This window comes from Roseateles sp. So40a (assembly GCF_048081605.1).
Lineage (GTDB): Bacteria > Pseudomonadota > Gammaproteobacteria > Burkholderiales > Burkholderiaceae_C > Roseateles.
Map to the genome: position 1 here is coordinate 5,263,626 of NZ_CP182288.1, position 22,216 is coordinate 5,285,841.

Here is a 22,216-nt window from a genome sequence, read left to right on the forward strand (position 1 = left end):
CATGAAACGCACTTATCAAGGCTCCAAGACCCGTCGCGCCCGCACCCACGGCTTCCTGGTCCGCATGAAGACGCGTGGCGGCAAGGCCGTCATCGCTGCTCGTCGCGCCAAGGGCCGCAAGCGCCTGGCCGTCTGAGCACCACGCCAGACGACTTCGCTCGCATCATGATCGGCCGCATCGTGCGATCGGCCGATTTCGAGCGCGTGCTGGGTACGCCCAGCCGCGCGCGCAGCGCGCACTTCGCCGTGCACCACCTGCTCGCCAGCCCCACGCTGCCGAAGCGCCGTCCATCCACAGGAACGGTCGACTTGTCCACAGGTGATGCACCGATTCATCCCCAGCCTGTGGATGAAACGCCCTCCGCGAATGTGGCGCCCACTCCTGCCGCAACGGTCCCCGCCGCGCCTGAACAGGCCTGGCTGGGCTATGTCGTGCCCAAGCGGCACGCCAAGCGCGCCGTCACGCGGGTGCTGCTCAAGCGGCAGATCCGCGCGGTGTTCGGGGAACTTCCCGAGCTCCCGCCCGGGTTGTGGGTGGTGAGGCTGCGCATGCCGTTCGATCGCAAGCAGTTCCCCAGCGCGTCCTCGGACGCGCTGCGCGCCGTCGCGCGCGCCGAGCTGCTGCAGTTGACGCGCAAGCTGGCCCGGCCGCCCCAGTCGCCCCCGCCGGCATCCGCCGGCTGACCGGCCCGCCGGTTCGGAAACACGATCATGGACGCCCGCCCCGGCCTGCCGACGCGCTTGCTGATGGGGCTGGTGCGTGGTTATCAGCTGCTGTTCAGCGCCTGGCTCCGCGCCGGGTGCCGCTACAGCCCGAGCTGCTCCGCTTACGCCATGCAATCGCTGCGCCAGCACGGCGCGGCCGCGGGCACCTATCTCGCGGTCGGACGGATCCTGCGCTGCAATCCTTTCTGTCTGGGCGGACACGATCCCGTGCCCGACAATCCGCCCCGCCTGTTCACCCGGTTCACCGAGCGTCCCTCCAGATGTCCGGCGGGGGCAGCCTCTTCAACCGCCAATCCAAAAGCTTCCCATGACTGATATTCGCCGCACCATCTTGTGGGTGGTGTTCACGATGTCGCTGGTCCTTCTGTGGGACGGCTGGCAGCGGCACAACGGCCAGCCGTCGATGTTCTCGCCGGCCCCGGCGAACGTCGCCAGCGCGCCGGCCGGTCCGGCCTCGGCGGCTTCCGCCGCGGCGCTGCCGGCCGTGGCCGCTTCCGGCGCGACCACCGGTGCGCCCGCTGCCCCCGTCATCAAAAATGAACTGGTCACCTTCACCACGGACGTGGTCAAGGCCACGATCGACACCCGTGGCGGCAGCCTGGTGCGCGTCGAGCTGCTCAAGCACGCCGACGACACCAACCCGAGCGGCCACGTCGTGGTCCTGGACCCGCTGCGCAACTACAGCGCCCGCTCCGGTCTGCTGAACGTCCCCAACGCCCCGAGCGACCAGACCGTGCTGACGCTGGTCGACGGCCCGCGTGAGCTCAAGGACGGCCAGGACACCCTGACCGTGCGCCTGGAAGGCGAGCAAGGCGGCGTGAAGCTGGCCAAGACCTACACCTTCAAGCGCGGCGACTACGCCGTGGCGGTCAACCACGAGGTGACCAACACCGGTGCCGCGCCGGTCACGCCGCAGCTGTACCTGCAGCTGGTGCGCGACGGCCACATCGACCACACCGGTCCGTCGTTCGCCCCGACCTCGTTCTCGGGTCCCGCGCTCTACACGGACAAGGCGAAGTACCACAAGCTCGCCTTCGACGACCTGAAGAAGGGCAAGGCCGAGTACGAGAAGAACGCCGACGACGGCTGGGTCGCGATGGTCCAGCATTACTTCGTCAGCGCGTGGATCCGCAACGAGCCGGGTCCGCGTGAGTTCAACGTCCGTCCGCTGAACCAGGACCTGTACACCGCCGGCATGGTGATGAACTTCGCCGCGGTGGCGCCGGGCGCGTCGGCCAAGCTGGACAACGTGCTGTACGTCGGTCCGCAGGAAGAGAAGAAGCTGGAAGTCCTGGCCCCGGGCCTGGAGCTGGTCAAGGACTACGGCATCTTCAAGATCCTGTCCAAGCCGCTGTTCTGGCTGCTGGACGTGCTGCACACGCTGCTGGGCAACTGGGGCTGGGCGATCATCCTGCTGGTGGTGCTGCTGAAGGCCGCGTTCTACGGCCTGAACGCCAGCGCCTACCGCAGCATGGCCAAGATGAAGGCGGTGAACCCGCGCATCCAGGAGATGCGTGAGCGCCTGAAGGACAAGCCGCAGCAGATGCAGCAGGAGATGATGCGCATCTACAAGGAAGAGAAGATCAATCCGCTGGGCAGCTGCCTGCCGATCTTCCTGCAGATGCCGTTCTTCATCGCGCTGTACTGGGTGCTGCTTTCCAGCGTCGAGATGCGTGGCGCGCCGTGGGTCATGTGGATCCACGACCTGTCCAAGCCCGACAGCCTGTTCGGTCACCTGTTCGGCGCTCCGATCGGCCCGCTGCCGCTGCTGATGACGGCGTCCAGCCTGCTGCAGGTCTGGCTGAACCCGCAACCGGCCGACCCGGTGCAGGCCAAGATGATGTGGATCATGCCGCTGGCCTTCAGCGTGATGTTCTTCTTCTTCCCGTCGGGCCTGGTGCTGTACTGGCTGGTCAACAACATCCTGTCGATCGCCCAGCAATGGATGATCAACAAGCAGATCGGCGTGACGACCGCGAAGAAGTGATCCGGTGAACCCGTGATCGAAGTGCGCCTGGCGCGCATTTCCTCACGGTCACTGCAGGAGCCCCCGCACCCCGGGGGCTTTTTTTCGTCCGTTCAAGGCGCTTAATCGAGGCATGCGGGGATCGCTTCTCCATCCGGCTCACGCCGGTGGGGGACCGGAGGCGCGAGACGCCGGCTCACGAGAGCGGGCGACAAGGCCTGCCCCGCGCCATCCACGACAACGGCGATGCGACCCCACGGCGCATCGCCGTTTTTCATGGGGGCCTGCGAGACAATCGCGCCCATGCTGTCGCGACATCAGGATCCCATCGCCGCCATCGCCACTGCCCCCGGACGCGGCGCGGTGGGCATCGTGCGGGTGTCCGCGCCCCAGGACCTCGGCGCGCTGGTGAGCGCGATCTGCGGCCGCGCGCTCAAGCCGCGCGAGGCGACCTACCTGCCCTTCCGCAGCGCCCAGGGCGAAGCCATCGATCACGGACTGGCGCTGCTGTTCCCCGCGCCGCATTCCTACACCGGCGAGCACGTGCTCGAGCTGCAGGCCCACGGCGGTCCGGTTGTGCTGCAGCTGTTGCTGGCGCGCTGTCTCGAGGCGGACCCGACGCTGCGCGTGCGCCTGGCCGAGCCGGGTGAGTTCACGCGACGCGCGTTCCTCAACGGCAAGCTCGACCTGGCGCAGGCCGAGGCGGTCGCCGACCTGATCGACGCGAGCACCGAGGCGGCCGCGCGCAGCGCGGGCCGGGCGCTCGCGGGCGCGCTGAGCGGCGAGGTCGGCGGGCTGCGCGACGCGCTGATCCAGCTGCGCATGCTGGTCGAGGCGACGTTGGACTTCCCCGAGGAAGAGATCGATTTCCTGCAGCAGGCCGACGCGCTGGGCAAGCTCCGCCGCCTGCTGGCACGCGTGGAAGCGTTGCTGGACCGCAGCCGCCAGGGCGCGATCCTGCGCGAGGGCATCAAGGTCGTGCTCGCGGGGCAGCCCAACGTGGGCAAGAGCTCGCTGCTGAACGCGCTGGCCGGCGCGGAGCTCGCGATCGTGACGCCGATCCCGGGCACGACGCGCGACAAGCTGAGCCAGACCATCCAGATCGAGGGCGTGCCGCTGCACATCAGCGACACGGCCGGGCTGCGCGACACGGACGACGAGGTCGAGCGCATCGGCGTGGCGCGCAGCTGGGACGCGATCGCGGACGCGGACGTGGTGCTGTTCCTGCACGACCTGACGCGGGTCGGGCATGCGGACTACGAGGCCGAGGACGCGGAGATCCGCGGGCGGCTCGCGAGCGTCGATCCGGCGCGGATCCTGCAGATCTACAACAAGGCGGACGCGCACGCGCCGCAGGGACTGGCGGAAGGCGCGCTGACGCTGTCGGCCAAGACCGGCGAGGGCCTGGATGCGCTGCGTCGAAGGCTGCTGGAGCAGGTGGGCTGGCACGCGGTGCCGGAGGGCCTGTTCATCGCGCGCGAGCGGCATGTGCAGGCGCTTCGCCGCACGCGCGAGCACATCGAAGGGGCGCTCGCGCAAGTGGAGATCGATCCGCCCGCGCTGGACCTGATGGCCGAGGAGCTGCGGCTGGCGCATGACGCGCTCGGCGAGATCACCGGCGCGTTCACCGCCGACGACCTGCTGGGCGAGATCTTCAGCCGGTTCTGTATCGGGAAATGAGCTCGCAGGAGGGGCTGCACGCGCTACACGCGCGGTAGCGGCCGATCAGCCCAGCGCCTGCACCGCCAACGCCAGCTCGACGAACTCCGCCACCGGGACTTCCTCGGCGCGGCGCTGCAGGTTGAACTCGCCCTGGAAGCGGCGAGCTTCCAGCCACTTGCCCAGCGAATGCCGCAGCAGCTTGCGGCGCTGCGAGAACGCCGACGCGACCAGCTCGCTCAGCAGCGCTTCGTCGACCTTCGCCGGCTGCGACAGCGGCACCATCCGCACGATCGCCGACATCACGCGCGGCGGCGGATCGAAGGCCTCGGGCGGCACGTCGAAGAGCGCCTCGACGTCATACCGCCACTGCAGCATCACGCTCAGGCGGCCATAGTCCTTGCTGCCCGGCGACGCGGCCATGCGGTCCACGACTTCCTTCTGCAGCATGAAGGTCTGATCGACCACGTGATCCACCGCGCCCAGCAGGTGGAACAGGATCGGCGACGAGATGTTGTACGGCAGGTTACCGACCACCTTCAGCTTGCGGCCGCGCTCCGCGGCCAGCGCCACGAAGTCGACCTTCAGCACGTCCGACTCGATCACCGTCACGTCGCCGCGCTTGCGCATGCGGGCCGCCAGATCGCGGTCCAGCTCGACCACCGTCAGCGGCTGGCTGGACGCCGGCAGGCGCTGCAGCAGCGGCAGCGTCATCGCGCCCAGGCCGGGGCCGATCTCCACCATCGACTGGTCCTCACCCGGCGCGATCGCGTCGATGATGCCGTCGATGATGGCCTTGTCGGTCAGGAAGTGCTGGCCGAAGCGCTTGCGCGCGACATGTCCCATGAACTCAGTCCCGGCCGCTCAATCCAGCCACTCGCGCGTCTCGATGAAGGCGCGCGCGCGCATTTCCTTCATCCAGTCGTTGTAGGCGTCCTCGTACTTGCGCTCACGCAGCGCGGTGCGGGCCTGCTCGCGCAGCTGCTTGGTGTCCAGCACCACGTCGCGGCGCTCCAGCACCTGGATCAGGTGGATGCCGAAACGCGAGGGCACCGGGTCGGAGATGCCCTGCAGCGGCAGCGCGTCCATCGCCTGCTCGAACTCGGGCACGAAACCGCCGGGCGACACCCAGCCCAGATCGCCGCCTTCGGTCGCGCTGCCGTCCTCGGAGTTGGCGCGGGCCAGCTGCTCGAAGGTGGCACGCTTGGATTCGATCGCGCGCTTGAACTCCACCAGCCGTCGCGTGGCCTGCTCGGGGCTCAGCTGCTCCGACGGGCGCAGCAGGATGTGGCGCGCATGCGTCTGCACGACCACGTTGATCGAGGCCTTGCCGGCCTGACGATCGATCAGCTTCAGCACGTGATATCCGGCTTCGGAACGCAGCAGCTCGGGACGCGTCTCGCCCGGCTTGAGGTCCTTGACCGCGTCGACGAACACATCGGGCAGCTTGTCAGCGGCGCGCAGGCCGATCTCGCCGCCGCGATTCTTGTTGGCGTCCTCGGACACCTCGCGCGCGACCTTGGCGAAGTCCTCGCCGGCCACGATGCGCGCCAGCGCCGCCTCGGCGCGCGCCTTGCGCTCGCTGACGACGACCGGGCCCGCGCCTTCAGGCACCGGCACCAGGATCTGCGCGATGTTCAGCTGCGCGCGGCCCTGCAGCGCGGCCTGGCGCTCGGCCAGGTACTTGTCGATGTCGCCGTCGGTGACGCGGATGCGGCCCTGCACCTCGCGCTCGCGCACGCGCTCGCTCAGCATCTGGTCCCGCAGGTTCTCGCGGAAGCGCTTGAAGTCGATGCCCTCGGCGGCCAGGCGCTGGCGCAGCTCCGGCATCGTCAGCTTGTTCTGCGTCGCGACGTTGCCGACCACGCGGTCCAGCTCGGGCTCATCCACGCGCGGGCCGTTCTCGCGGGCGTAGGTCACGACGACGCGCTCGTCGATCAGGCCGTCCAGCGCCTGCTTGTGCAGCAGCTCGTTGGTGACGTTCTGACCGCGCTGGCGGGCTTCCTCGCGCATGCGCTCGGTGCGCTGGACCACTTCCGAGGCCGCCACGATGTCCGTGTTGACCACGGCCGCGATGTAGTCGCCGGGTTTGAGCTGACGCTGTTCGACGGGCGGGCGGGCAGGCGCGGAGGCGGCGGCTGCCGGCTTCGCTGCTGCCGCGGGCGCGGTCTGCGCCAGGGATGCCGAGCCGGCCAGGGCGGCGCTCAGGGTCAGGAGGGTGGCCGCCACCGGCTTGAGTTGTCGCATCGAACGCAGTTCAGTCATAAGTGCCAAAGGCCGAGCGCTCGGAGCTCAGCGAACGGTAACCCGGAATATTGTCTCTCAACACCTTCAGCGCATTGGAGCCGAGCGGCGACAGGCCGACCAGCTCCAGCTGAAGGATCAGCCGGGTATTGGTTTCCGCCCGGCCGGTGGCCTGGCGTTCCGCGCCGATGCGCAGGATCCAGCAGCCCGAGTCGTACTCGGCGCCGATCACGGAGTCAGTGAAGCGCTTGTCGCGCATGCTGTACTGCAGGCGGCCCGCGCCGTACCAGGCGCCGGCGCAGCCGGGTCCTCCCGCCACGGCCTTGCGGTCCGGACCGAACAGCGGCCATTGCCAGGCCAGCTCGACCTGCTCGCTCTGGCCGCGGGCCAGCCGGTACGACGCGCTGATCGTCCGGAACGGGCCCGGCGAGTAGCGCAGCCGCAGCACGGTCCGCTCGACCTTGCCGTCCGACGAGTTCAGCTGCAGCGTGCTGTCGGTCCACCAGGCCTGGTTCAAGTGCGCCGAGGCCAGCAGCACCACGTCCGACAGGTTGTGCGTCTGCGGCGTGCCGTCCGGCGTGATGCGCTGGTTGCGGAACAGGTAGCGCTGGACCATGCCCAGGCGCAGCTGTTCCTCGCCCTTCTCGTCCTCGATCCAGCGCGTGGTCGCGCCGAAGGCCAGCATGTTGGCGTCGTTGACGCGGTCCACGCCGGAGAACTGGTTCTCGGCGAACACCGAATCGAAGTTGTAGTCGCGCGGCGCGGCGTCGAAATTGGGGATCGCGCTCTGGTCGCGGTACGGCGTGTTCACGTACAGCAGGCGCGGTTCCAGCGTCTGGCGCATCGCGTTGCCGAACAGCGTCGTGTTGCGCTCCAGGATCCAGCCGTGGTCGACGCTGAAGGTCGGAATGGTGCGGCTGATCGAGCGCTTGCCGGTGACGTCGATGGGCTGGTCCAGGTTGTAGCTGGCCGCGTTCACCGACAGCTTGGGGATCACCCACCAGGCCGCGCCGCTGAACGGCAGGCTGACATGGCCCAGCAGGTGCACGCGCTCGCCGGTTTGCGTCTGCGTGCTGAGCGCGCCACCGGGCAGGTCGAAGCGGTTGTACTCGAGCTCCAGCCCGCCCTCGAGCCGCGCGCGGCGGCCGGTGGGCAGGTAGCCGGCCAGCACCGATTCGTCGGCGCCGGTCTGCAGCCGCACGCCGATCTGCGGCGAGCGCTGATACGGTGAGGCGAAGCGGTCCTCGAGTTGCGCGACCTGCAGCGGCTGCCATTTCTGGACCCGCGCGTAGGTCTGCATCTCGCCCCAGTTGAAGCTGAATTCCCGCTGCGTGCGCAGGTCGGTGGACAGCAGGCGGGGCGTCTGCGACAGCATGCGGCTGCGCAGGTCCTTCCAGTAGTCGTCGTCGGAGACGCGCTCGGTGTGGACGTTGTAGGTCCAGTCGGGGCGGATGTCGCCGTCGGCGTTCAGGCGCAGGTCCCAGCGGGAGATGCCCGTCACGCGGTCATGTGGCAGCAGCGCGTAGTCGATCTGGCCGCGATGGCCGGGCTCGAGGTAGCGGAACTGCGTGTCCACGCCAGGACCGCGGCGCGTCATCACGTAGGGCGTGATCGTCGCGTCGCGGTTGGGCGCGATGCTCCAGTAGAAGGGCTGGCCGTATTCGAAACCGCTGCGGTTGTCGATGTTGACGTTGGGCGGCAGCAGGCCGGACTTGGGCTGGTCGCCCAGCGGGAAGCTCAGCGACGGCGCCGCCAGGATCGGCACGCCGAGGAAACGCACGACGGCGTTCTTGGCCACGCCCTCGCCGGCATCGAAGTCCAGGTTCAGGCTGCTGGTGACCAGCTCCCAATCCCGTTGACCCTTGCGGCCGTCCTTGGCGTCCTTGGCGTCCTGCTCGCCCTTCTCGGAGACCGGGCAGGTCGAGTAGGTCGCCTCATCGGCACGCATGCGCTGGTCGCCGAGGAAGTGCAGCGCCTTGGCGCTGCCGCTGCCGCCGGTGGCCGCGAAGAAATAGGTCGGACTCTGGAGCTCACCCTCGAACTTGTCGACGAACAGCTCCAGCTTCGGTCCGCGCAGCACCGCGCCGTTCTGGCTGAGCTCGACGTCACCCTCGGCGGTGGCCAGGTCCTGCGGATAGTCGTAACGCAGGGTCTTGGACTTCAGCAGCATGCCGCCGTAGCGCAGCTGGACGTCGCCCTCGGCGGTGGACGTCTGGTCCATCTCGCTGGTGATGCGGTCGGCGCTGAGCGCCATCGCGGGGCGGGCGTCCTTGCGTTTGGTCTGGTGCAGCTGCTTGACCGACTTGAGGATCAGCGGCTGGCCGGCCGATTCCTGGGCGTGCGCGGACAGCGCGGGCAGCGCCACCGCCAGTGCGGCGGCCAGGGAGATCGGGCGGGGTCGGGAAACCGAAGGGCGCATCGGGCGGGCAGCGTCTTGCAGAGGTCAGGCGGCCGCGCGTTGGTCGCGCCGCGCTGCCCGGGGTTTGTAGAATCATTATCCACGAGGCTCGCCGGCCGGCTGGACCGCCCCCGGCACCTTGTCACCGACCCCGGGGCCGCTCGCGCAGCGGCCCTTTCGCTTCCCACCCGAGCGCCGCCCGCGCCGTCCGACCGCGCGGCCCGCCCGCGATCCCTGCCCGAGCCTTCGCCGATGACCGCTCCCGCTTCCCCCGCCGCGCTCCCCCCGACCTGGCCCGACGCCGACCGGGCCGCGCGCTTCCAAGCCTGGATCGCGCCGCTGGTCGAGCCGCTGGCGCTGCGGCTCGAGACGCTCGCCGCCGCCAGCAGCGATGCGGGCTTTCGCCGCTACCTGCGCCTGGAGACGGAGGACGGCGACTCGCTGATCGTCATGGACGATCCGGCGATGCCGAATCAGCTGGCCGCCTTCCTGCACGTGGGCGCGCTGATGGCCGAGCGCGGTCTGCATGTGCCGCGGGTGATCGCCCATGACGTCGGTCTGGGATTCGCGCTGATGGAGGATCTCGGCCAGCAGTCCTACCTGGCGGCGCTGCAGGACGCGCAGCGCGCGGGCGACGAGGCCCAGCCGCGCTTGCTGATGCGCGACGCCACCGACGCGCTGCTGCGCTGGCAAACCAGCGAGACGGCCCGCGCAGACGGCGCGCTGCCGGTCTTCGACGAGGCTTTCGTGCGGCGCGAGCTGCAGATCTTCGTGGACTGGTGCGTGCAGGCCCACCACGGCAAGCAGTGGAACGACAAGCAGCGCGGCTACTGGGATCGCACGGTGGCGCTGCTCGCGACCAACATCGCGGCGCAGCCGCGGGTGCCGATGCACCGCGATTTCATGCCACGCAACCTGCTGATCTGCGGACAACCCTGGGGCCGGGACACCGATTGGAACGGCGGCGCGGAACACCCCCTGCCGTCGCCCGGCGTCATCGACTTCCAAGACGCGGTGATGGGCCCAATCACCTACGACATCGCCTCGCTGCTGCGCGACGCGTTCATCTCCTGGGAGGAAGCCGAGGAGCTGGACTGGGCGGTGCGCTATTGGGAAGGCGCCAAGCGGGCCGGCCTCTTCGGCATGGATCCCAACGGCGAGGATCCGCACGAGATGGCGTTGGACTTCGGCCTGTTCTGGCGCCGGCTCGAATGGACGGTGCTGCAGCGCCATCTGAAGATCCTGGGGATCTTCTGCCGGCTCAAGCACCGCGACGGCAAGCCGCAGTACGTGCAGGACCTGCCCCGCTTCTACGCCTACGTGGTCAAGACGGCCACGCGTTACGTGGAACTCGCCCCGCTGCTGCGCCTCATCGAGGATCTGCAACCGCAGTTCACGCAGACGGGCTTCACGCTGCGTTGAGCGGGTCCGTCAATCGCCGGCCGCGGCGGCTTTCGCCGCCTGCGCGGCGAGCAGCTCCTGCGCCGCGCGGTACGACGGGCAACCCGCGGCGGCCAGCCACGGATCCTCGTCGCGACCGCCGAAGATCTCCACCAGGAGGTCCATGAAGGCGCGGGTGCGCGCCGGGACGAACTTGCGCGTCGGCATCGCGGCCCACAGCTGGTAGCTGTAGATCCGCCACTGCGACAGCACGCGCTCCAGCGCCCCTTCCATCAGCGCGTCGCCGACGACGAAGGACGGCAGCCCCGCGATGCCCAGCCCGTGCAGCGCGCAGGCGTACTTGGTGTCCACCGAGGACGTCGTCATCACCGGCCGCGACGGGATCGCGAAGAAGCTCTCGGCGGTCAGCCCGTCCGCGCCGCAGCGCTCGAAGGTCACGCCGCGCGACAGCTCGTGGATGGGCGGCAGCATGATGTCGTGCTGCTTGAGCTCCGACGGATGCTGCGGCCGGCCTCGCCGCGCGAGGTACTCCGGCGCGGCGCACATGATGACCTCGGTGCGCGCCAGCTTGCGCGCGATGAAGTCGCCCTGCAGCGGACTGCGCGTCGAGATGACGGTGATGTCGAAGCTCTCGTCCAGCGTGTCCACCGGACCCGGTGCGACCAGCTCGACGCTGACCAGCGGATGCAGCGCGTGGAAACGCGGCATGTGACGCGCGAGCTGGTGGATCGCGATGGCCGGCGGCATCAGCACGCGCAGGTTGCCGCGCGGCTCGTTGGTCGCGGCCGAGGCCAGCGCCTCGGCTTCCTCGATGTCGCTGAGGATGCGCCGGCAGCGCTCCAGGTAGCCCTCGCCGACATCGGTCAGCGACAGCCGCCGCGTCGTGCGGTTGAGCAGCCGTGCGCCCAGGTGCTCCTCGAGGTCCGCCACCAGCCGCGTGACCACCGCGGGCGCCAGGTCCATGGCGCGGGCGGCGCCGGCGAGGCTGCCTTCGTCGATCACGCGGGTGAAGACCCGCATGGCCTTGACCTGATCCATCCCGTCTCCTCCGGGCGGCGGCCGCGACGGTGCGCGGCGGCGCGCCTCGTCATGACTTCAGGGGTGCGCGGCGATCACCTGCGCCACCGCGGCGGTCAGGCGCTTGCCGTAGGGCACGTGCAGGAACTCGTTGGGGCCGTGCGCGTTGCTCTTGGGACCCAGCACGCCGCAGACCATCATCTGCGCCGCGGGGAAGCCCTTCTGCAACATGCTCATCAGCGGGATCGTGCCGCCCTGGCCGATGTAGCCGACCGGCTGGCCGAAGTGGGCCCGGCTGGCGGCGTCCAGCGCCTGGCTCATCCAGGGCGCGAGTTCCGGCGTGTTCCAGCCGGTGGCGCCGAAGGCACCGGCGCGGCCGTCCGGCACGAAGCTGACCTTGGCGTTGTACGGCGCGTTGTCCTCGAGCAGCGTCTTGAGCTTGAGCGCGGCCTCGTTGCCGTCGATCAGCGGCGGCAGGCGCAGCGAGAGCTTGAACGCGGTGTACGGGCGCAGCACGTTGCCGGCGTTCTTCAGTTCGGGGAAGCCGTCCACGCCGACCACCGACAGCGTCGGGCGCCAGGTGCGGTTGAGCAGCACCTCGACCGGGTCCTGGGTCACCGGCAGCACCGGGCCGCCGTCGGCGCCGCAGGCCCAGGGCAGGCGCTTGTAGACCTCTTCCTTGAGGATCGCCGCGGTCGCCTGCGCCTGCTCGAAGCGCACGCCGGGGATCTCGCAGTGGAAGGACTCGGGCAGCAGGCGGCCGGTCTTGGAATCCTCCAGCCGGTCCAGCACCTGGCGCAGGATGCGGAAGGACGAGGGCACCACGCCGGACGCGTCGCCCGAGTGGATGCCTTCGGTCAGCACCTCGACCTTGAGCACGCCCGAGACCATGCCGCGCAGCGAGGTGGTCATCCAGAGGCGGTCGTAGTCGCCGGCGCCCGAATCCAGGCAGACGACCAGCGAGACGTTGCCCAGCCGCGGCTTGAGCAGGTCGATGTAGACGGGCAGGTCGTAGGAGCCGGACTCCTCGCAGGCCTCGATCAGGCCGACGCAGCGCGGGCGGGGGATGCCCTGCTGGTCCAGCGCCATCAGCGCGGTGATCGAGGCGTAGATCGCGTAGCCGTCGTCCGCGCCGCCACGGCCGTAGAGCTTGCCGTCCTCGTACTTGGGCGTCCAGGGGCCGAGGTCGGCGCGCCAGCCGTTGAATTCGGGCTGCTTGTCCAGGTGGCCGTACAGGACGACGGTGTCGGTGCTGTCGGCCTTGGTCGCGGGCAGCTCGAAGAAGATGACCGGCGTGCGGCCTTCCTGGCGGATGACCTCGAGCTTCAGGCCGGTAATGCCCTTGCTCTCGACCCATTGCGCGGCGTCGCGCACGACGCGGTCGATGTAGCCGTTGGATTCCCAATCGGCGTCGAACATCGGGCTCTTGGCGGGGATGGCGATGTAGTCGGTCAGCGCGGGGACGATCTCCTCGTCCCAGACCTTCTCGGCGAAGGCGCCCAGGGCGCTGATGTCATCGGCTTGCAGCGGGAACGACGGGTCTCGGGCGTTCATGCGGATCTCCTGCGCGGCGGGTGGGCCGCTGGGCTGGGGCCGGGGCCGATGGGCCTCCGGTCCGGGCGGATGGGGGGATGGATCGGGCGATTCTAGGAGCGTGTGCCCAGCCAGGCGCGCAGCCGGGCGAAGACCTGCTCGCGCTCAGGCTCGTTGAGGATCTCGTGTGCCAGTCCCGGGAAGGGCACGGCCTGCACCGCGCCCCCGGCGGGGGCGGCCTGGGCGAAGGCGGCGCTGCCCGCCGGCGAGACGCAGCGGTCCGCGCCCGCCCACATCAGCAGCGTGGGAATGGTCCAGCGCGGCACCAGCGGCAGGGTTTCGGGACCGAAGGTGGCGATCATCTTGGCCAGGGTCGGGGTGATGCGGTCGTGGACGAGTGGATCGTCCTTGTAGGCCTGGACGACCTCGGCGCTGCGGGAGACCCAGGACGGGTTGAGCCCGTTGCCCACGGCGAGGTGGGGCGCCAGCGGCAGCGTGGCGCCGAGCAGGCCGCGCTGGAAGGCGGAGAGGCCGGCGTCCAGCGCGGGGGAGCTGAGCACCAGGCCGTCGACGGGACGGGACCAGGGGGCGTTCTCCAGGGCGCCGGCGACGAAGCGGGCCGCGACGGCGCCGCCCATCGAGTGGCCGAGCAGGATCAGCGGGCCGCGGCCCTTGCGCTCGTCGGCGCGCAGGCTGTCGATGGCGGCGGCGAGGTCCAGCAGGAGGCTGTCGCGCTGGGGGATGTCGCCGCGCGGGCCGCCGGAGGCGCCGTGGCCGCGCTGGTCGAAGCCGGCGGCGTGCCAGCCCCAGTCGTTGAGGCGCTCGGCGACGGCTTCGTAGCGGCCGATGTGCTCGCCCAGGCCGTGGACGATCAGCACGGTCCCTCGGGTGGGCAGCGAGAGGTCGGCGCCCCATTCCCGCCAATGCAGCGGCAGGCCGTCATGGCCGGTCAGAGTCTTCATGGGGTCGAAGTGTAGGATCGCCCGACCTGTCCGCCCGCCGTGGGTACGCCCCACGTTCCGACGACGATGACGCCAGCCTTGCTCGAGTCCTTCCCCCCGTTCCACCCCGAGGTGGGCCTGCAGCCCCCGCCGATCGAGCGATGGCGGCGCGGCACCGGCACCGACGTGGAATTCGTCCATGTCCTGGACTCGGGCGAGCCCGGCCCCACCGCGATGGTGGTGGCGCTGATCCATGGCAACGAACTGTGCGGCGCGATCGCGCTCGACTGGCTGCTGGCGCAAGGCGTGAAGCCGCAGCGTGGCCGGCTGGTCCTGGCCTTCGCCAACACCGAGGCCTTCGGGCGTTTCCAGGCGCTGGACCCGTTCTCTTCGAGATGCGTCGACGAGGACATGAATCGCGTGTGGGATCCGGCGGTTCTCGACGGCGCGCGGACATCGGAAGAGCTCCGACGCGCGCGCGAGCTGGCGCCCTTCGTCGACGCCGCCGACGCGCTGCTGGACCTGCATTCGATGCAGGAGCCCGGTGCGCCGGCGCTGACGATCTGCGGCATGTCCGACAAGAGCGTGCCTCTGGCGCGGGCGCTAGGTCAACCGCAGACCCTGCTGGTGGACACCGGCCATGCGGCGGGGCTGCGGATGATCGACCGAGGCGGATTCTCCGACCCGAGGAGCGCGCGGCAGGCGGTGCTGGTCGAATGCGGCGCTCACTGGGAGCCGGCGAGCGCGGCGATGGCGATCGACGTCACGGTGCGGTTCCTTCGCCATCTCGGCATGGTGGACGCGGCGTGGGCGCAGGCGCGGCTGCGCGTGCCGGCGCCGGAGCTGCAGCGCCTGGTGCGCGTGGGCGAGGGAGTGACGGCGCAGTCGGCGGGGTTCCGCTTCCTGCTGCCGACGCATCACCTGATGGTCATCCCCGCGGCCGGCACGCCGCTGGCGGAGGACGGTGCGCGTCGCTGGGTCACGCCGCACGACGACTGCGTGCTGATCATGCCGTCGCGCCGAGCAGGCGTCGCGGGGCAGACGATGGTGAGGCTGGGGCGCTACGAGCCTTGAGGAGCGCCGTCGCGATCTCGCCCGCCCTCAATCCCGATCGAACTTGAACACCGCCATGCTCGAAAGCAGGTTGGGCAGCACGCGGACCTGACGGCCGTCCTGCACGCCGAAGCTGTCCAGCACGCGCAGCCCGCACTTGCGCGCCAGCACGTGGAAGTCGGCGTAGGTCCCGACCCGGATGTTGGGCGTGTCGTACCACTGGTACGGCAGCACGCGCGTCACCGGCATCCGGCCCGACAGCACCTGCAGCCGGTTGGGCCAGTGCGCGAAGTTGGGGAAGCTCACAATGCCGATGCGCCCCACCCGCGCGGTCTCGCGCAGCATCGCCTCGGTGTTGCGCAGGTTCTGCAGCGTCTCCAGCTGCAGCACCACGTCGAAGCTCTGGTCCTCGAAGATCGCCAGCCCCTCTTCCAGGTTGAGCTGGATCACGTTCACCCCGCGCTGCGCGCAGGCCAGCACGTTGGCGTCGTCCAGCTCCACCCCGTAGCCGGTGCAGCCCTTGGTCGCCTGCAGGTGCGCGAGCAACTCCCCCGTACCGCAGCCCAGATCCAGCACGCGCGAGCCCGCCGGCACCAGCGCGGCGATCATGTCCATCACGGCGCGGTCGCTCATACCGCCACCCCCGTGAGCCGATGCGAGCCGCCCGCTGCCCCGCTGCCCGGCAACGGCCGTTCATGCTCCCGGGCGATGCGGTCGAAGTACGCGCGCAGCACGCCGTGATAACGCGGGTCCTCCAGCAAGAAGGCGTCGTGACCATGCGGCGCATCGATCTCCGCGTAGGAGACATCGCGCTTGTTGTCCAGCAGCGCCTTGACGATCTCGCGCGAGCGCGCCGGTGAGAAGCGCCAGTCCGTCGTGAAGCTCACCACCAGGTACTTGCACAGCGCGCTGGCGAAGGTGCGGCTCAGATCACCGCCGTGCTCGCGCGCGGGATCGAAGTAGTCCAGCGCCCGCGTGATCAGCAGATAGGTGTTGGCGTCGAAGTACTCGCTGAACTTGTCGCCCTGATAGCGCAGGTAGCTCTCGATCTGGAACTCGATGTCCGAGGTCGAATAGCCCAGCTCCGCCGCGCGCATCTGACGGCCGAACTTCTCCTCCATCACGTCGTCGCTCAGGTAGGTGATGTGGCCGATCATCCGCGCCACGCGCAGGCCGCGGCGCGGGATCGCGCCGTGCTCGTAGAAGAAGCCGTCGTGGAATTCGGGGTCGGTGATGATCGCGCGCCGGGCGACCTCGTTGAACGCGATGTTCTGCGCCGACAGGTTGGGCGCCGTCGCCACCGCGATGCAGTGGCGCATGCGCTGCGGGTAGCGCAGCGACCAGTCCAGCGCCTGCATCCCGCCTAGCGATCCGCCCAGCACCGCCGCCAGCTGCTGGATGCCGAAGCGGTCCAGCACCCGCGCCTGCGCATCGACCCAGTCGTGCACGGTGACGACGGGGAAATCCTTGCCGTAGACGCGGCCGGTGTCCGGATTCAGGTGCATCGGCCCCGTGGAGCCGAAACAAGAACCGAGGTTGTTGATGCCGATGACGAAGTAGCGGTCGGTGTCCAGCGGCTTGCCCGGCCCGACCAGGTTGTCCCACCAGCCCTCGCTCTTGTCGACGCCGGCGTGCGTGCCGGCCACGTGGTGGCTCGCGTTCAGCGCGTGGCACACGAGCACCGCGTTGGACTTGTCCTCGTTGAGCCGGCCGTAGGTCTCGACCATCAACTCGTACCCGGCGATGCTCGCGCCGCTGCGCAGCTTCAGCGGCTCATCGAACAACAGCCGCTGCGGTGTGACGTCACCGACAGATCCCATGGAACACCCCAAAAAACAAAACCCGGCGCCGCTGCTGGAAGCGGAACACCGGGTCTCGATCCGTGGATCGGGTGTCCCTCTTTAGCTGCATTTCTTGGGCGCCCGCAAGCCGGACAAATCGGCGCCATGGGGCGGGAGTATACCGAGGCCTCCCGCCCAGCCCCCGTCAGGGGGCGGTACAGAGACAGTGCACGATCGCGCGCACCGGCGGCTTGGAACCCGCCGGTCCGGCCTCGGCCTGCTCGGCCAGCCAGGCCATGTCGACCTGCGCCTCGCGCAGCGGCGCCGGCATCGCCGGAATGCCGCCCAGCGCGTGCATCACCATGCCGCGCAGCGACGGGGCCGCCGCGTCGCCGACGCTGCTCAGCAGGCGGTCGACGGTGCTGCGGTCCGGCTCGACGTAACGCACCGTCGGCTCGTCGCCGAGCTTGGCGCGCTTGGCGGCGCTGGTCACCGCGTCGGCCAGCAGGCCATTGCGGTCGATCAGGCCGCGTTCGAGCGCCTGCGCGCCCGTCCACACCCGGCCCTGGCCGACGGCATCGATCTGCTGCGGCGTCTTCTTGCGGGCTTGCGCGGCCTTGCCGGTGAACTCGGCATAGATGTGCTCGATCGAGCTCTGCACCACCTGCGCCAATCTCGGATCCAGCGGACGGCGCGGGTCGTAGCCATTGACCAGCCACGTCGTCGTGTAGCCGCCGGTGTGCAGCGACAGCTTGTCCATCAGCTTCTCGCCGGTGGGCAGCATGCCGAACACGCCGATCGAGCCGGTGATCGTCGACGGATCGGCGATCACTTCGTCCGAGGACATCGAGATCCAGTAGCCGCCCGAGGCGGCGACGCCGCCCATGGACACCACCACCGGCTTGCCGACCGCGCGCGTGAGCTCCAGCTCGCGGCGCACCAGTTCCGAGGCGAAGGCGCTGCCGCCGGGCGAATTCACCCGCAGCACGACCGCCTTGATCTTGTCGTCCTCGCGGGCCTGGCGGATCAGCTTGGACATCGACTCGCCGCCGATCTTGCCCGGGCCGGCGTTGCCGTCCACGATCTCGCCTTCGGCGACGATGATGCCGACCTGGCCCTCGGGCTTGGGCAGCTTGGCCGGCAGCTGGGCGACGTAGGCACCCAGGTTGATCTGACGCAGGCGCTTCTCGTCCTTGGCGCCGCGCTTCTCGAGCAGCGCGTCGACCTGGTCCACGGTCTTCAGGCCGTCGACCAGCTTCTCGGCGAGCACGAACTTGCCGCTGTCGCCGCCGACCGCCTGCAGGCGCTGCGGCAGCTCCTCGATCGCCTTCTGGATCGAGCCTTTGGGCAGCTTGCGCGCGGTCTCGATCACGGTCTGGTAGCGGGCCCAGAGTTCGTCGTACAGATAACCCTCGGCCTCCAGCGTCGCCTTGGACGGACCGTTGGCGAAGTAGGGTTCGACGGCGTTCTTGTAGGTGCCCACGCGCATCACGTTGGGCGAGATGCCCAGGCGGTCCAGCGCGTCCTTGTAGTAATTGCGATAGCGGCCGTAGCCCTCGATCATCACGCTGCCCATCGGGTGGACGTAGACCTCGGTGGCCTGTGCCGCCAGGTAGTACGAGCGCTGGTCGAAGTTCTGACCGTAGGCGACGACCGGTTTCTTGCTCGCCTTGAAGCGCGTGATCGCGGCCTCGATCTCATGCAGCGTGGCCGGCGTCGCGCCGCCCATCTCGTCGAGGTTGAGCGAGACCTGCACGATCGCGTCATCCTTGGCCGCGGCGTCCAGCGCGCGCACGATGTCGCGCAGCCGCGTCTGGGCGCGCGCCTCGCCCTTGATCTGCGCGATCGCCTGATCGCGCGGCGATCCGGAGAACTGCTCGACGACATCGCCACGGATGTCCAGCACCAGCGTGGTCTTCTCCTGCAGCGGCTTGTTGCCGCGCGTGGCCGCCCACACGATTGCGATCACGATCAGCCAGAACAGCAGCGTGAACACCACGCGTCGCGTGCCGTCCAGGAACCACCACAGCTTGCCGAACAAGCGCCCGATCGGCGCCAACGCCCGCTTCACACCCATCCAATCCTCCCGGGATTCGTCAACGGAATGTCAGGACAGCTCGGACCCGGATCGGATCCGCAGCCGGACCCGGCGATTGTGAGCCCAGTTTTCAAGTGCAGCGAAAAGTCAACGCCGCCCTCGCCCATCAGAGGGAGGCCGGCGGTCGTCTCGAGCCCGGAGACCCCACAAGGCAGGACGCCCGGCATGGGGCCGGGCGTCGGGAAGGGAAAGTCCTGCGGTCAGGCGTTGGCCGGCGGCAGCGAGTCCTGGAAGCTGGGGCGCGTCATCAGCTTGTCGAAGTGACGGGCCAGGTTGGGATGGCCGGCGCGCCAGTCGATCTGCGGAAAGCGGAAGTCCAGGTAACCCAGCGCGCAGCCCAGCGCGACGTCCGCGAGCGTGAAGTGGTTGCCCGAGCACCAGGTCTTCTCGCCCAGGCCCAGCCCCATGGCCTGCAGCGAGGCGTGGACCTTGGTCATCTGGCGCTGGACCCACGCGTCGCTGCGCTCGGCGGGCGAGCGGCCGGACCAGGTCTCCTCGAGCCGGGCGGCCACGCAGGCGTCGATCAGGCCGTCGGCCAGCGCTTCCCAGGTCCGCACCTCGCAGCGCTCGCGGCCGCGATCCGGGATCAGGCGGCCCACCGGGGACAGCGTGTCCACGTATTCGACGATGACGCGCGAATCGAACATCGCGCCGGTGATGGAATCCTGTCCCTCCATGACCAGGCAGGGCACCTTGCCCAGCGGGTTCATCTTGAGGATGTTGTCGCTGCCCCAGACGTCCTCGAGCTCGAACTGGTAGTCGAGCTTCTTTTCCGCCATGACGATGCGGACCTTGCGGACGTAGGGGCTGGTGAGGGATCCGATGAGCTTCATGGTGTCGCGGGATTCTACCGAGTCGACTTCCGGCGACGACGCCCGGACGCCACAGGTGCGATGCCCTCATTTGGGTGGATTGCCGTCCCCTGCGCCGGTGACGCACACTTGCCGCCGCCCGACATGAGCGGGCCGCGGCCACCGGCCGACGACTGCGTGTCGAACCTTCGACGCGCGCACAACGAACACAGGCCGCATCGAGGCCACACGAGAGGGAAACCATGCATCAGCAAGAGGGAGATGCGAGCACCGGTGGATTGACCGGCTGGCCGCATTCGTCATTCCGCAAGCGCAAGCTCGAGATCCGCTTCACCGGATCGGGCAGCGAGTATTTCCGGATCTGGATCGTCAACCTGCTGTTGACGATCGTCACGGCTTCGTTGTACTGGCCGTTCGCCAAGGCGCGCCGCATCCGCTACTTCTACGCCAACACGCTCGTGGACGGTCACGCGCTGGCCTTCCACGGCGACCCGTGGAAGATGTTCCGCGGCCATGTGCTGCTGCTGGTGCTGTCGGGCGTGTACTCGGCGGCGGGGCACTTCTCGCCGGTCGCGGCGCTGGTGGCCTTCGTGCTGATGGCCCTGATCTGGCCGGCGCTGTGGCGCGCGGGCATGCAGTTCCGGCTCGGCAACACGAGCTGGCGCGGCATGAGATTCGGCTTCTCGGGCTCGCTCAAGGGCGCCTATGTGCCGATGCTGCCGCTGTGGCTCTTGTCGGGATCGCTGGTGACCCTCGGGGTCGTCATCGGCCAGCTCGCCGGCGACCGGCCGGAGGACGCCGCACGCGTCATGCAGCAGTTCTCCTACCTCCCGTTCCTGATGGGCGGCGTGGTCCTGCTGATGGTGGTGGTGATGCCGTGGGTGCTGGCCGCGATCAAGCGCTATCAGCACAACGGATACCGCATCGCCTCGCAGCAGGGCGAGCTGCGCCTGGGCAGCGGGTCGGTGTACTGGCTGTGCCTGAAGGCGCTGGGCCTGGGTCTGCTGACGATGCTCGTGACCGGGATCATCGTGGGCGTGACGGCCGGCGTGACCGCGGTGTTCGGACGCTCGGTGCTGGCCACCGCCATCACCGGCGTGGCGAGCGTGGGCCTGGGTTACCTGGTGTTCTTCGTCGTTATCGGCCCGTTCTTCACGGCGCGGCTGCAGAACATGGTCTGGAACGGCACCTCGTCCGACGAGCTGCGCTTCGACAGCCAGCTGCGCCTGGCGCCGCTGGCCTGGCTGACGCTGAAGAACTGGCTGCTGATGCTGGTCACGATCGGCCTGTACCGTCCGTTCGCCGTGGTGCACACCACGCGACTGCGCCTGGAGGCGGTCAGCCTCACCGTGGATGGCGATCCCGAAGCCTGGGTGGCCAGTGAGACCGCCGCGAACCAGGACGCCACTGGCGAGTTCGCCGGTGACTTCTTCGGCATCGACATGGGTCTGTGATGCAGGCTGAGACCGGAGCCGGCGCGCCCTCGCTGCTGGCGGACCACTTCGATGGCCGCAGCGGCCGGGCGCGGCCGGTCCGGCTGTGGCTGGACGGCGCGTCCCTGGTCGTGCATGACCAGGACCTGGACGTGGTCGAGCGCCGCTACCCGGTCCGCGACGTGTTGTGGCCGGAGCGCACACGATACGGCCAGCGACAGGCGCAACTGCCCGATGGCGGGCTGCTCGTGGCCAAGGACACCGGCGACTGGGACGCCTGGGCCGACGCGTCGACGATGGGCCGCGGGCTGGGCGGCGGCCTGGCGGTGCGCTGGTTCTCGAGCTGGCGCCACACGCTGGTGGCGCTGGCGGTGGTCGTCGCCGTGGGCGGCGCGACCTGGCAATGGGGCGTGCCCGCGGCCGCCGACGGCATCGCGCGTTACCTGCCCTCGGCCATCGAGCAGCGCATCGGCGACGAATCGCTGGAGCAGCTCGACGAGGTCATGCTCAAGCCGTCCAAGGTCAGCGCGGCGGACCAGCAGCAATGGCGCGAGCGTTTCGCCGCGATGGTGGCGAGCCAGCCCGGCGAGATGACGGCCTACACGCTGCACTTCCGCGATGCGGGCAAGCGCATCGGTCCGAACGCGTTCGCGCTGCCGGGCGGCCACATCGTCGTCACCGACGAGCTGCTCACGCTGTTGCGCGATGATCCCGACGCGGTGCTGGGCGTGCTCGCGCATGAGCTGGGCCATGTGCGCGGGCAGCACGGCATGCGGCTGACGATCCGGGCGAGCCTGGTGGGCGGCCTGCTGGGTTTCGTGCTCGGCGACTTCTCCAGCCTGTTGGCCGCGGCCCCCGCGGTGCTGCTGCACACGAGCTACTCGCGCGACTTCGAGCGCGAGGCCGATGCACAGGCCAGGCAGTTGCTGATCGACAGCGGCCGGTCCCCGCGCGTGATGATCACCCTGTTCGACCGTCTCGATGCCTGGCGCGATGAACGCGTCGCCGCGGCGCGGGCCAGGCGGGCGTCCGAACCGGCGGGTCTGGCGCGCGAGGTCGACAAGCAGGTGCGCGAGGGCGCGGGCGAGCTGATCAGCATCGCCTTCAGCACGCACCCGTCGGACGACGAGCGCAAGCGCTTCTTCGAGCGCTGA

General features: G+C 69.5%; 19 protein-coding genes. 9 read left to right on the forward strand and 10 right to left on the reverse strand.

The window, feature by feature from the left end; all coding sequences use genetic code 11:
• The first annotated feature begins 1 nt into the window (after window position 1).
• From rpmH to mnmE, 5 genes are all read left to right on the forward strand, one after another.
• Entirely contained in the window at window positions 2–136 is a 135-nt protein-coding gene (gene rpmH, locus ACNI65_RS24035; RefSeq protein ID WP_067065970.1) for a 50S ribosomal protein L34, read from the forward strand.
• Window positions 137–165: 29 nt separating this feature from the next.
• Window positions 166–684, forward strand: coding sequence for a ribonuclease P protein component (locus ACNI65_RS24040; RefSeq protein WP_416759936.1), 519 nt, complete (start codon window positions 166–168; stop codon window positions 682–684).
• 27 nt (window positions 685–711) lie between these two features.
• Window positions 712–1,041, forward strand: coding sequence for a membrane protein insertion efficiency factor YidD (gene yidD, locus ACNI65_RS24045; protein ID WP_416759938.1), 330 nt, complete (start codon window positions 712–714; stop codon window positions 1,039–1,041).
• Window positions 1,034–2,713, forward strand: a complete 1,680-nt coding sequence (gene yidC / locus ACNI65_RS24050) for a membrane protein insertase YidC (protein ID WP_416759939.1) — start codon at window positions 1,034–1,036, stop codon at window positions 2,711–2,713. Before yidD ends, yidC begins: the two co-directional genes overlap by 8 nt.
• Window positions 2,714–2,995: 282 nt before the next feature.
• Window positions 2,996–4,372, forward strand: a complete 1,377-nt coding sequence (gene mnmE, locus ACNI65_RS24055; protein WP_416759940.1) for a tRNA uridine-5-carboxymethylaminomethyl(34) synthesis GTPase MnmE — start codon at window positions 2,996–2,998, stop codon at window positions 4,370–4,372.
• 45 nt (window positions 4,373–4,417) lie between these two features.
• Here the strand turns inward: mnmE and rsmA are convergent, their stop codons facing one another.
• The 3 genes from rsmA to ACNI65_RS24070 are packed head-to-tail and all read right to left on the reverse strand — an operon-like array spanning window position 4,418 to window position 9,014.
• The gene (gene rsmA, locus ACNI65_RS24060; RefSeq protein WP_416759942.1) at window positions 4,418–5,197 is read right to left on the reverse strand and encodes a 16S rRNA (adenine(1518)-N(6)/adenine(1519)-N(6))-dimethyltransferase RsmA; all 780 of its coding nucleotides are present in this window, start codon (window positions 5,195–5,197) and stop codon (window positions 4,418–4,420) included.
• A gap of 18 nt (window positions 5,198–5,215) precedes the next feature.
• Window positions 5,216–6,598, reverse strand: coding sequence for a peptidylprolyl isomerase (locus tag ACNI65_RS24065; RefSeq protein WP_416759943.1), 1,383 nt, complete (start codon window positions 6,596–6,598; stop codon window positions 5,216–5,218).
• Window positions 6,599–6,608: 10 nt separating this feature from the next.
• Window positions 6,609–9,014: an LPS-assembly protein LptD gene (locus ACNI65_RS24070; RefSeq protein WP_416759944.1), complete on the reverse strand. Its 2,406-nt coding sequence runs from the start codon at window positions 9,012–9,014 to the stop codon at window positions 6,609–6,611.
• A 231-nt stretch (window positions 9,015–9,245) separates the two neighbouring features.
• Here ACNI65_RS24070 and ACNI65_RS24075 point away from each other — a divergent pair, with 231 nt between their 5' ends.
• Window positions 9,246–10,415 carry an aminoglycoside phosphotransferase family protein gene (locus ACNI65_RS24075; RefSeq protein WP_416759945.1) on the forward strand — a complete coding sequence of 390 codons (1,170 nt, stop codon included), beginning with the start codon at window positions 9,246–9,248 and terminating at the stop codon, window positions 10,413–10,415.
• Window positions 10,416–10,424: 9 nt separating this feature from the next.
• Here ACNI65_RS24075 and ACNI65_RS24080 read toward each other — a convergent pair whose 3' ends face one another.
• The 3 genes from ACNI65_RS24080 to ACNI65_RS24090 all read right to left on the reverse strand — a co-directional run bounded on the left by ACNI65_RS24080 (window position 10,425) and on the right by ACNI65_RS24090 (window position 13,906).
• Entirely contained in the window at window positions 10,425–11,432 is a 1,008-nt protein-coding gene (locus tag ACNI65_RS24080; protein ID WP_416759946.1) for a LysR family transcriptional regulator, read from the reverse strand.
• 57 nt (window positions 11,433–11,489) lie between these two features.
• Window positions 11,490–12,965, reverse strand: coding sequence for a M20 family metallopeptidase (locus tag ACNI65_RS24085; protein ID WP_416759947.1), 1,476 nt, complete (start codon window positions 12,963–12,965; stop codon window positions 11,490–11,492).
• 92 nt (window positions 12,966–13,057) lie between these two features.
• A complete protein-coding gene (locus ACNI65_RS24090; RefSeq protein WP_416759948.1) occupies window positions 13,058–13,906 on the reverse strand; it encodes a lysophospholipase in 849 nt (282 codons plus the stop codon).
• Between the two features lie 66 nt (window positions 13,907–13,972).
• Between ACNI65_RS24090 and ACNI65_RS24095 the strand changes: the two genes are divergently transcribed.
• Complete coding sequence (locus ACNI65_RS24095; protein ID WP_416759949.1) at window positions 13,973–14,959, forward strand: succinylglutamate desuccinylase/aspartoacylase domain-containing protein; 987 nt, start codon at window positions 13,973–13,975, stop codon at window positions 14,957–14,959.
• Window positions 14,960–14,986: 27 nt separating this feature from the next.
• Here ACNI65_RS24095 and metW read toward each other — a convergent pair whose 3' ends face one another.
• The 4 genes from metW to ACNI65_RS24115 all read right to left on the reverse strand — a co-directional run bounded on the left by metW (window position 14,987) and on the right by ACNI65_RS24115 (window position 19,650).
• A complete protein-coding gene (metW, locus tag ACNI65_RS24100) occupies window positions 14,987–15,571 on the reverse strand; it encodes a methionine biosynthesis protein MetW (protein ID WP_416759950.1) in 585 nt (194 codons plus the stop codon).
• Window positions 15,568–16,758 (reverse strand): homoserine O-succinyltransferase MetX, encoded by a 1,191-nt coding sequence (gene metX, locus ACNI65_RS24105; protein ID WP_416759952.1) that lies wholly within the window; start codon window positions 16,756–16,758, stop codon window positions 15,568–15,570. Before metX ends, metW begins: the two co-directional genes overlap by 4 nt.
• A gap of 166 nt (window positions 16,759–16,924) precedes the next feature.
• Window positions 16,925–18,796 (reverse strand): signal peptide peptidase SppA, encoded by a 1,872-nt coding sequence (sppA, locus tag ACNI65_RS24110; RefSeq protein ID WP_416759953.1) that lies wholly within the window; start codon window positions 18,794–18,796, stop codon window positions 16,925–16,927.
• A 221-nt stretch (window positions 18,797–19,017) separates the two neighbouring features.
• A complete protein-coding gene (locus ACNI65_RS24115; protein ID WP_416759954.1) occupies window positions 19,018–19,650 on the reverse strand; it encodes a glutathione S-transferase family protein in 633 nt (210 codons plus the stop codon).
• A gap of 221 nt (window positions 19,651–19,871) precedes the next feature.
• On the opposite strand from ACNI65_RS24115, the gene ACNI65_RS24120 reads away from it, so the two are divergent.
• Window positions 19,872–21,083 carry a YjgN family protein gene (locus tag ACNI65_RS24120; protein ID WP_416759956.1) on the forward strand — a complete coding sequence of 404 codons (1,212 nt, stop codon included), beginning with the start codon at window positions 19,872–19,874 and terminating at the stop codon, window positions 21,081–21,083.
• Window positions 21,083–22,216 carry a M48 family metallopeptidase gene (locus ACNI65_RS24125; RefSeq protein WP_416759958.1) on the forward strand — a complete coding sequence of 378 codons (1,134 nt, stop codon included), beginning with the start codon at window positions 21,083–21,085 and terminating at the stop codon, window positions 22,214–22,216. The genes ACNI65_RS24120 and ACNI65_RS24125 overlap by 1 nt, the downstream gene beginning before the upstream one ends.

Bases quoted from the DNA above. Each gene is read 5' to 3' on its own strand.
- rpmH (WP_067065970.1), top strand. From the start codon at position 2: ATGAAACGCACTTATCAAGGCTCCAAGACCCGTCGCGCCCGCACCCAC.
- ACNI65_RS24040 (WP_416759936.1), top strand. From the start codon at position 166: ATGATCGGCCGCATCGTGCGATCGGCCGATTTCGAGCGCGTGCTGGGT.
- yidD (WP_416759938.1), top strand. From the start codon at position 712: ATGGACGCCCGCCCCGGCCTGCCGACGCGCTTGCTGATGGGGCTGGTG.
- yidC (WP_416759939.1), top strand. From the start codon at position 1,034: ATGACTGATATTCGCCGCACCATCTTGTGGGTGGTGTTCACGATGTCG.
- mnmE (WP_416759940.1), top strand. From the start codon at position 2,996: ATGCTGTCGCGACATCAGGATCCCATCGCCGCCATCGCCACTGCCCCC.
- rsmA (WP_416759942.1), bottom strand. From the start codon at position 5,197: ATGGGACATGTCGCGCGCAAGCGCTTCGGCCAGCACTTCCTGACCGAC.
- ACNI65_RS24065 (WP_416759943.1), bottom strand. From the start codon at position 6,598: ATGCGACAACTCAAGCCGGTGGCGGCCACCCTCCTGACCCTGAGCGCC.
- ACNI65_RS24070 (WP_416759944.1), bottom strand. From the start codon at position 9,014: ATGCGCCCTTCGGTTTCCCGACCCCGCCCGATCTCCCTGGCCGCCGCA.
- ACNI65_RS24075 (WP_416759945.1), top strand. From the start codon at position 9,246: ATGACCGCTCCCGCTTCCCCCGCCGCGCTCCCCCCGACCTGGCCCGAC.
- ACNI65_RS24080 (WP_416759946.1), bottom strand. From the start codon at position 11,432: ATGGATCAGGTCAAGGCCATGCGGGTCTTCACCCGCGTGATCGACGAA.
- ACNI65_RS24085 (WP_416759947.1), bottom strand. From the start codon at position 12,965: ATGAACGCCCGAGACCCGTCGTTCCCGCTGCAAGCCGATGACATCAGC.
- ACNI65_RS24090 (WP_416759948.1), bottom strand. From the start codon at position 13,906: ATGAAGACTCTGACCGGCCATGACGGCCTGCCGCTGCATTGGCGGGAA.
- ACNI65_RS24095 (WP_416759949.1), top strand. From the start codon at position 13,973: ATGACGCCAGCCTTGCTCGAGTCCTTCCCCCCGTTCCACCCCGAGGTG.
- metW (WP_416759950.1), bottom strand. From the start codon at position 15,571: ATGAGCGACCGCGCCGTGATGGACATGATCGCCGCGCTGGTGCCGGCG.
- metX (WP_416759952.1), bottom strand. From the start codon at position 16,758: ATGGGATCTGTCGGTGACGTCACACCGCAGCGGCTGTTGTTCGATGAG.
- sppA (WP_416759953.1), bottom strand. From the start codon at position 18,796: ATGGGTGTGAAGCGGGCGTTGGCGCCGATCGGGCGCTTGTTCGGCAAG.
- ACNI65_RS24115 (WP_416759954.1), bottom strand. From the start codon at position 19,650: ATGAAGCTCATCGGATCCCTCACCAGCCCCTACGTCCGCAAGGTCCGC.
- ACNI65_RS24120 (WP_416759956.1), top strand. From the start codon at position 19,872: ATGCATCAGCAAGAGGGAGATGCGAGCACCGGTGGATTGACCGGCTGG.
- ACNI65_RS24125 (WP_416759958.1), top strand. From the start codon at position 21,083: ATGCAGGCTGAGACCGGAGCCGGCGCGCCCTCGCTGCTGGCGGACCAC.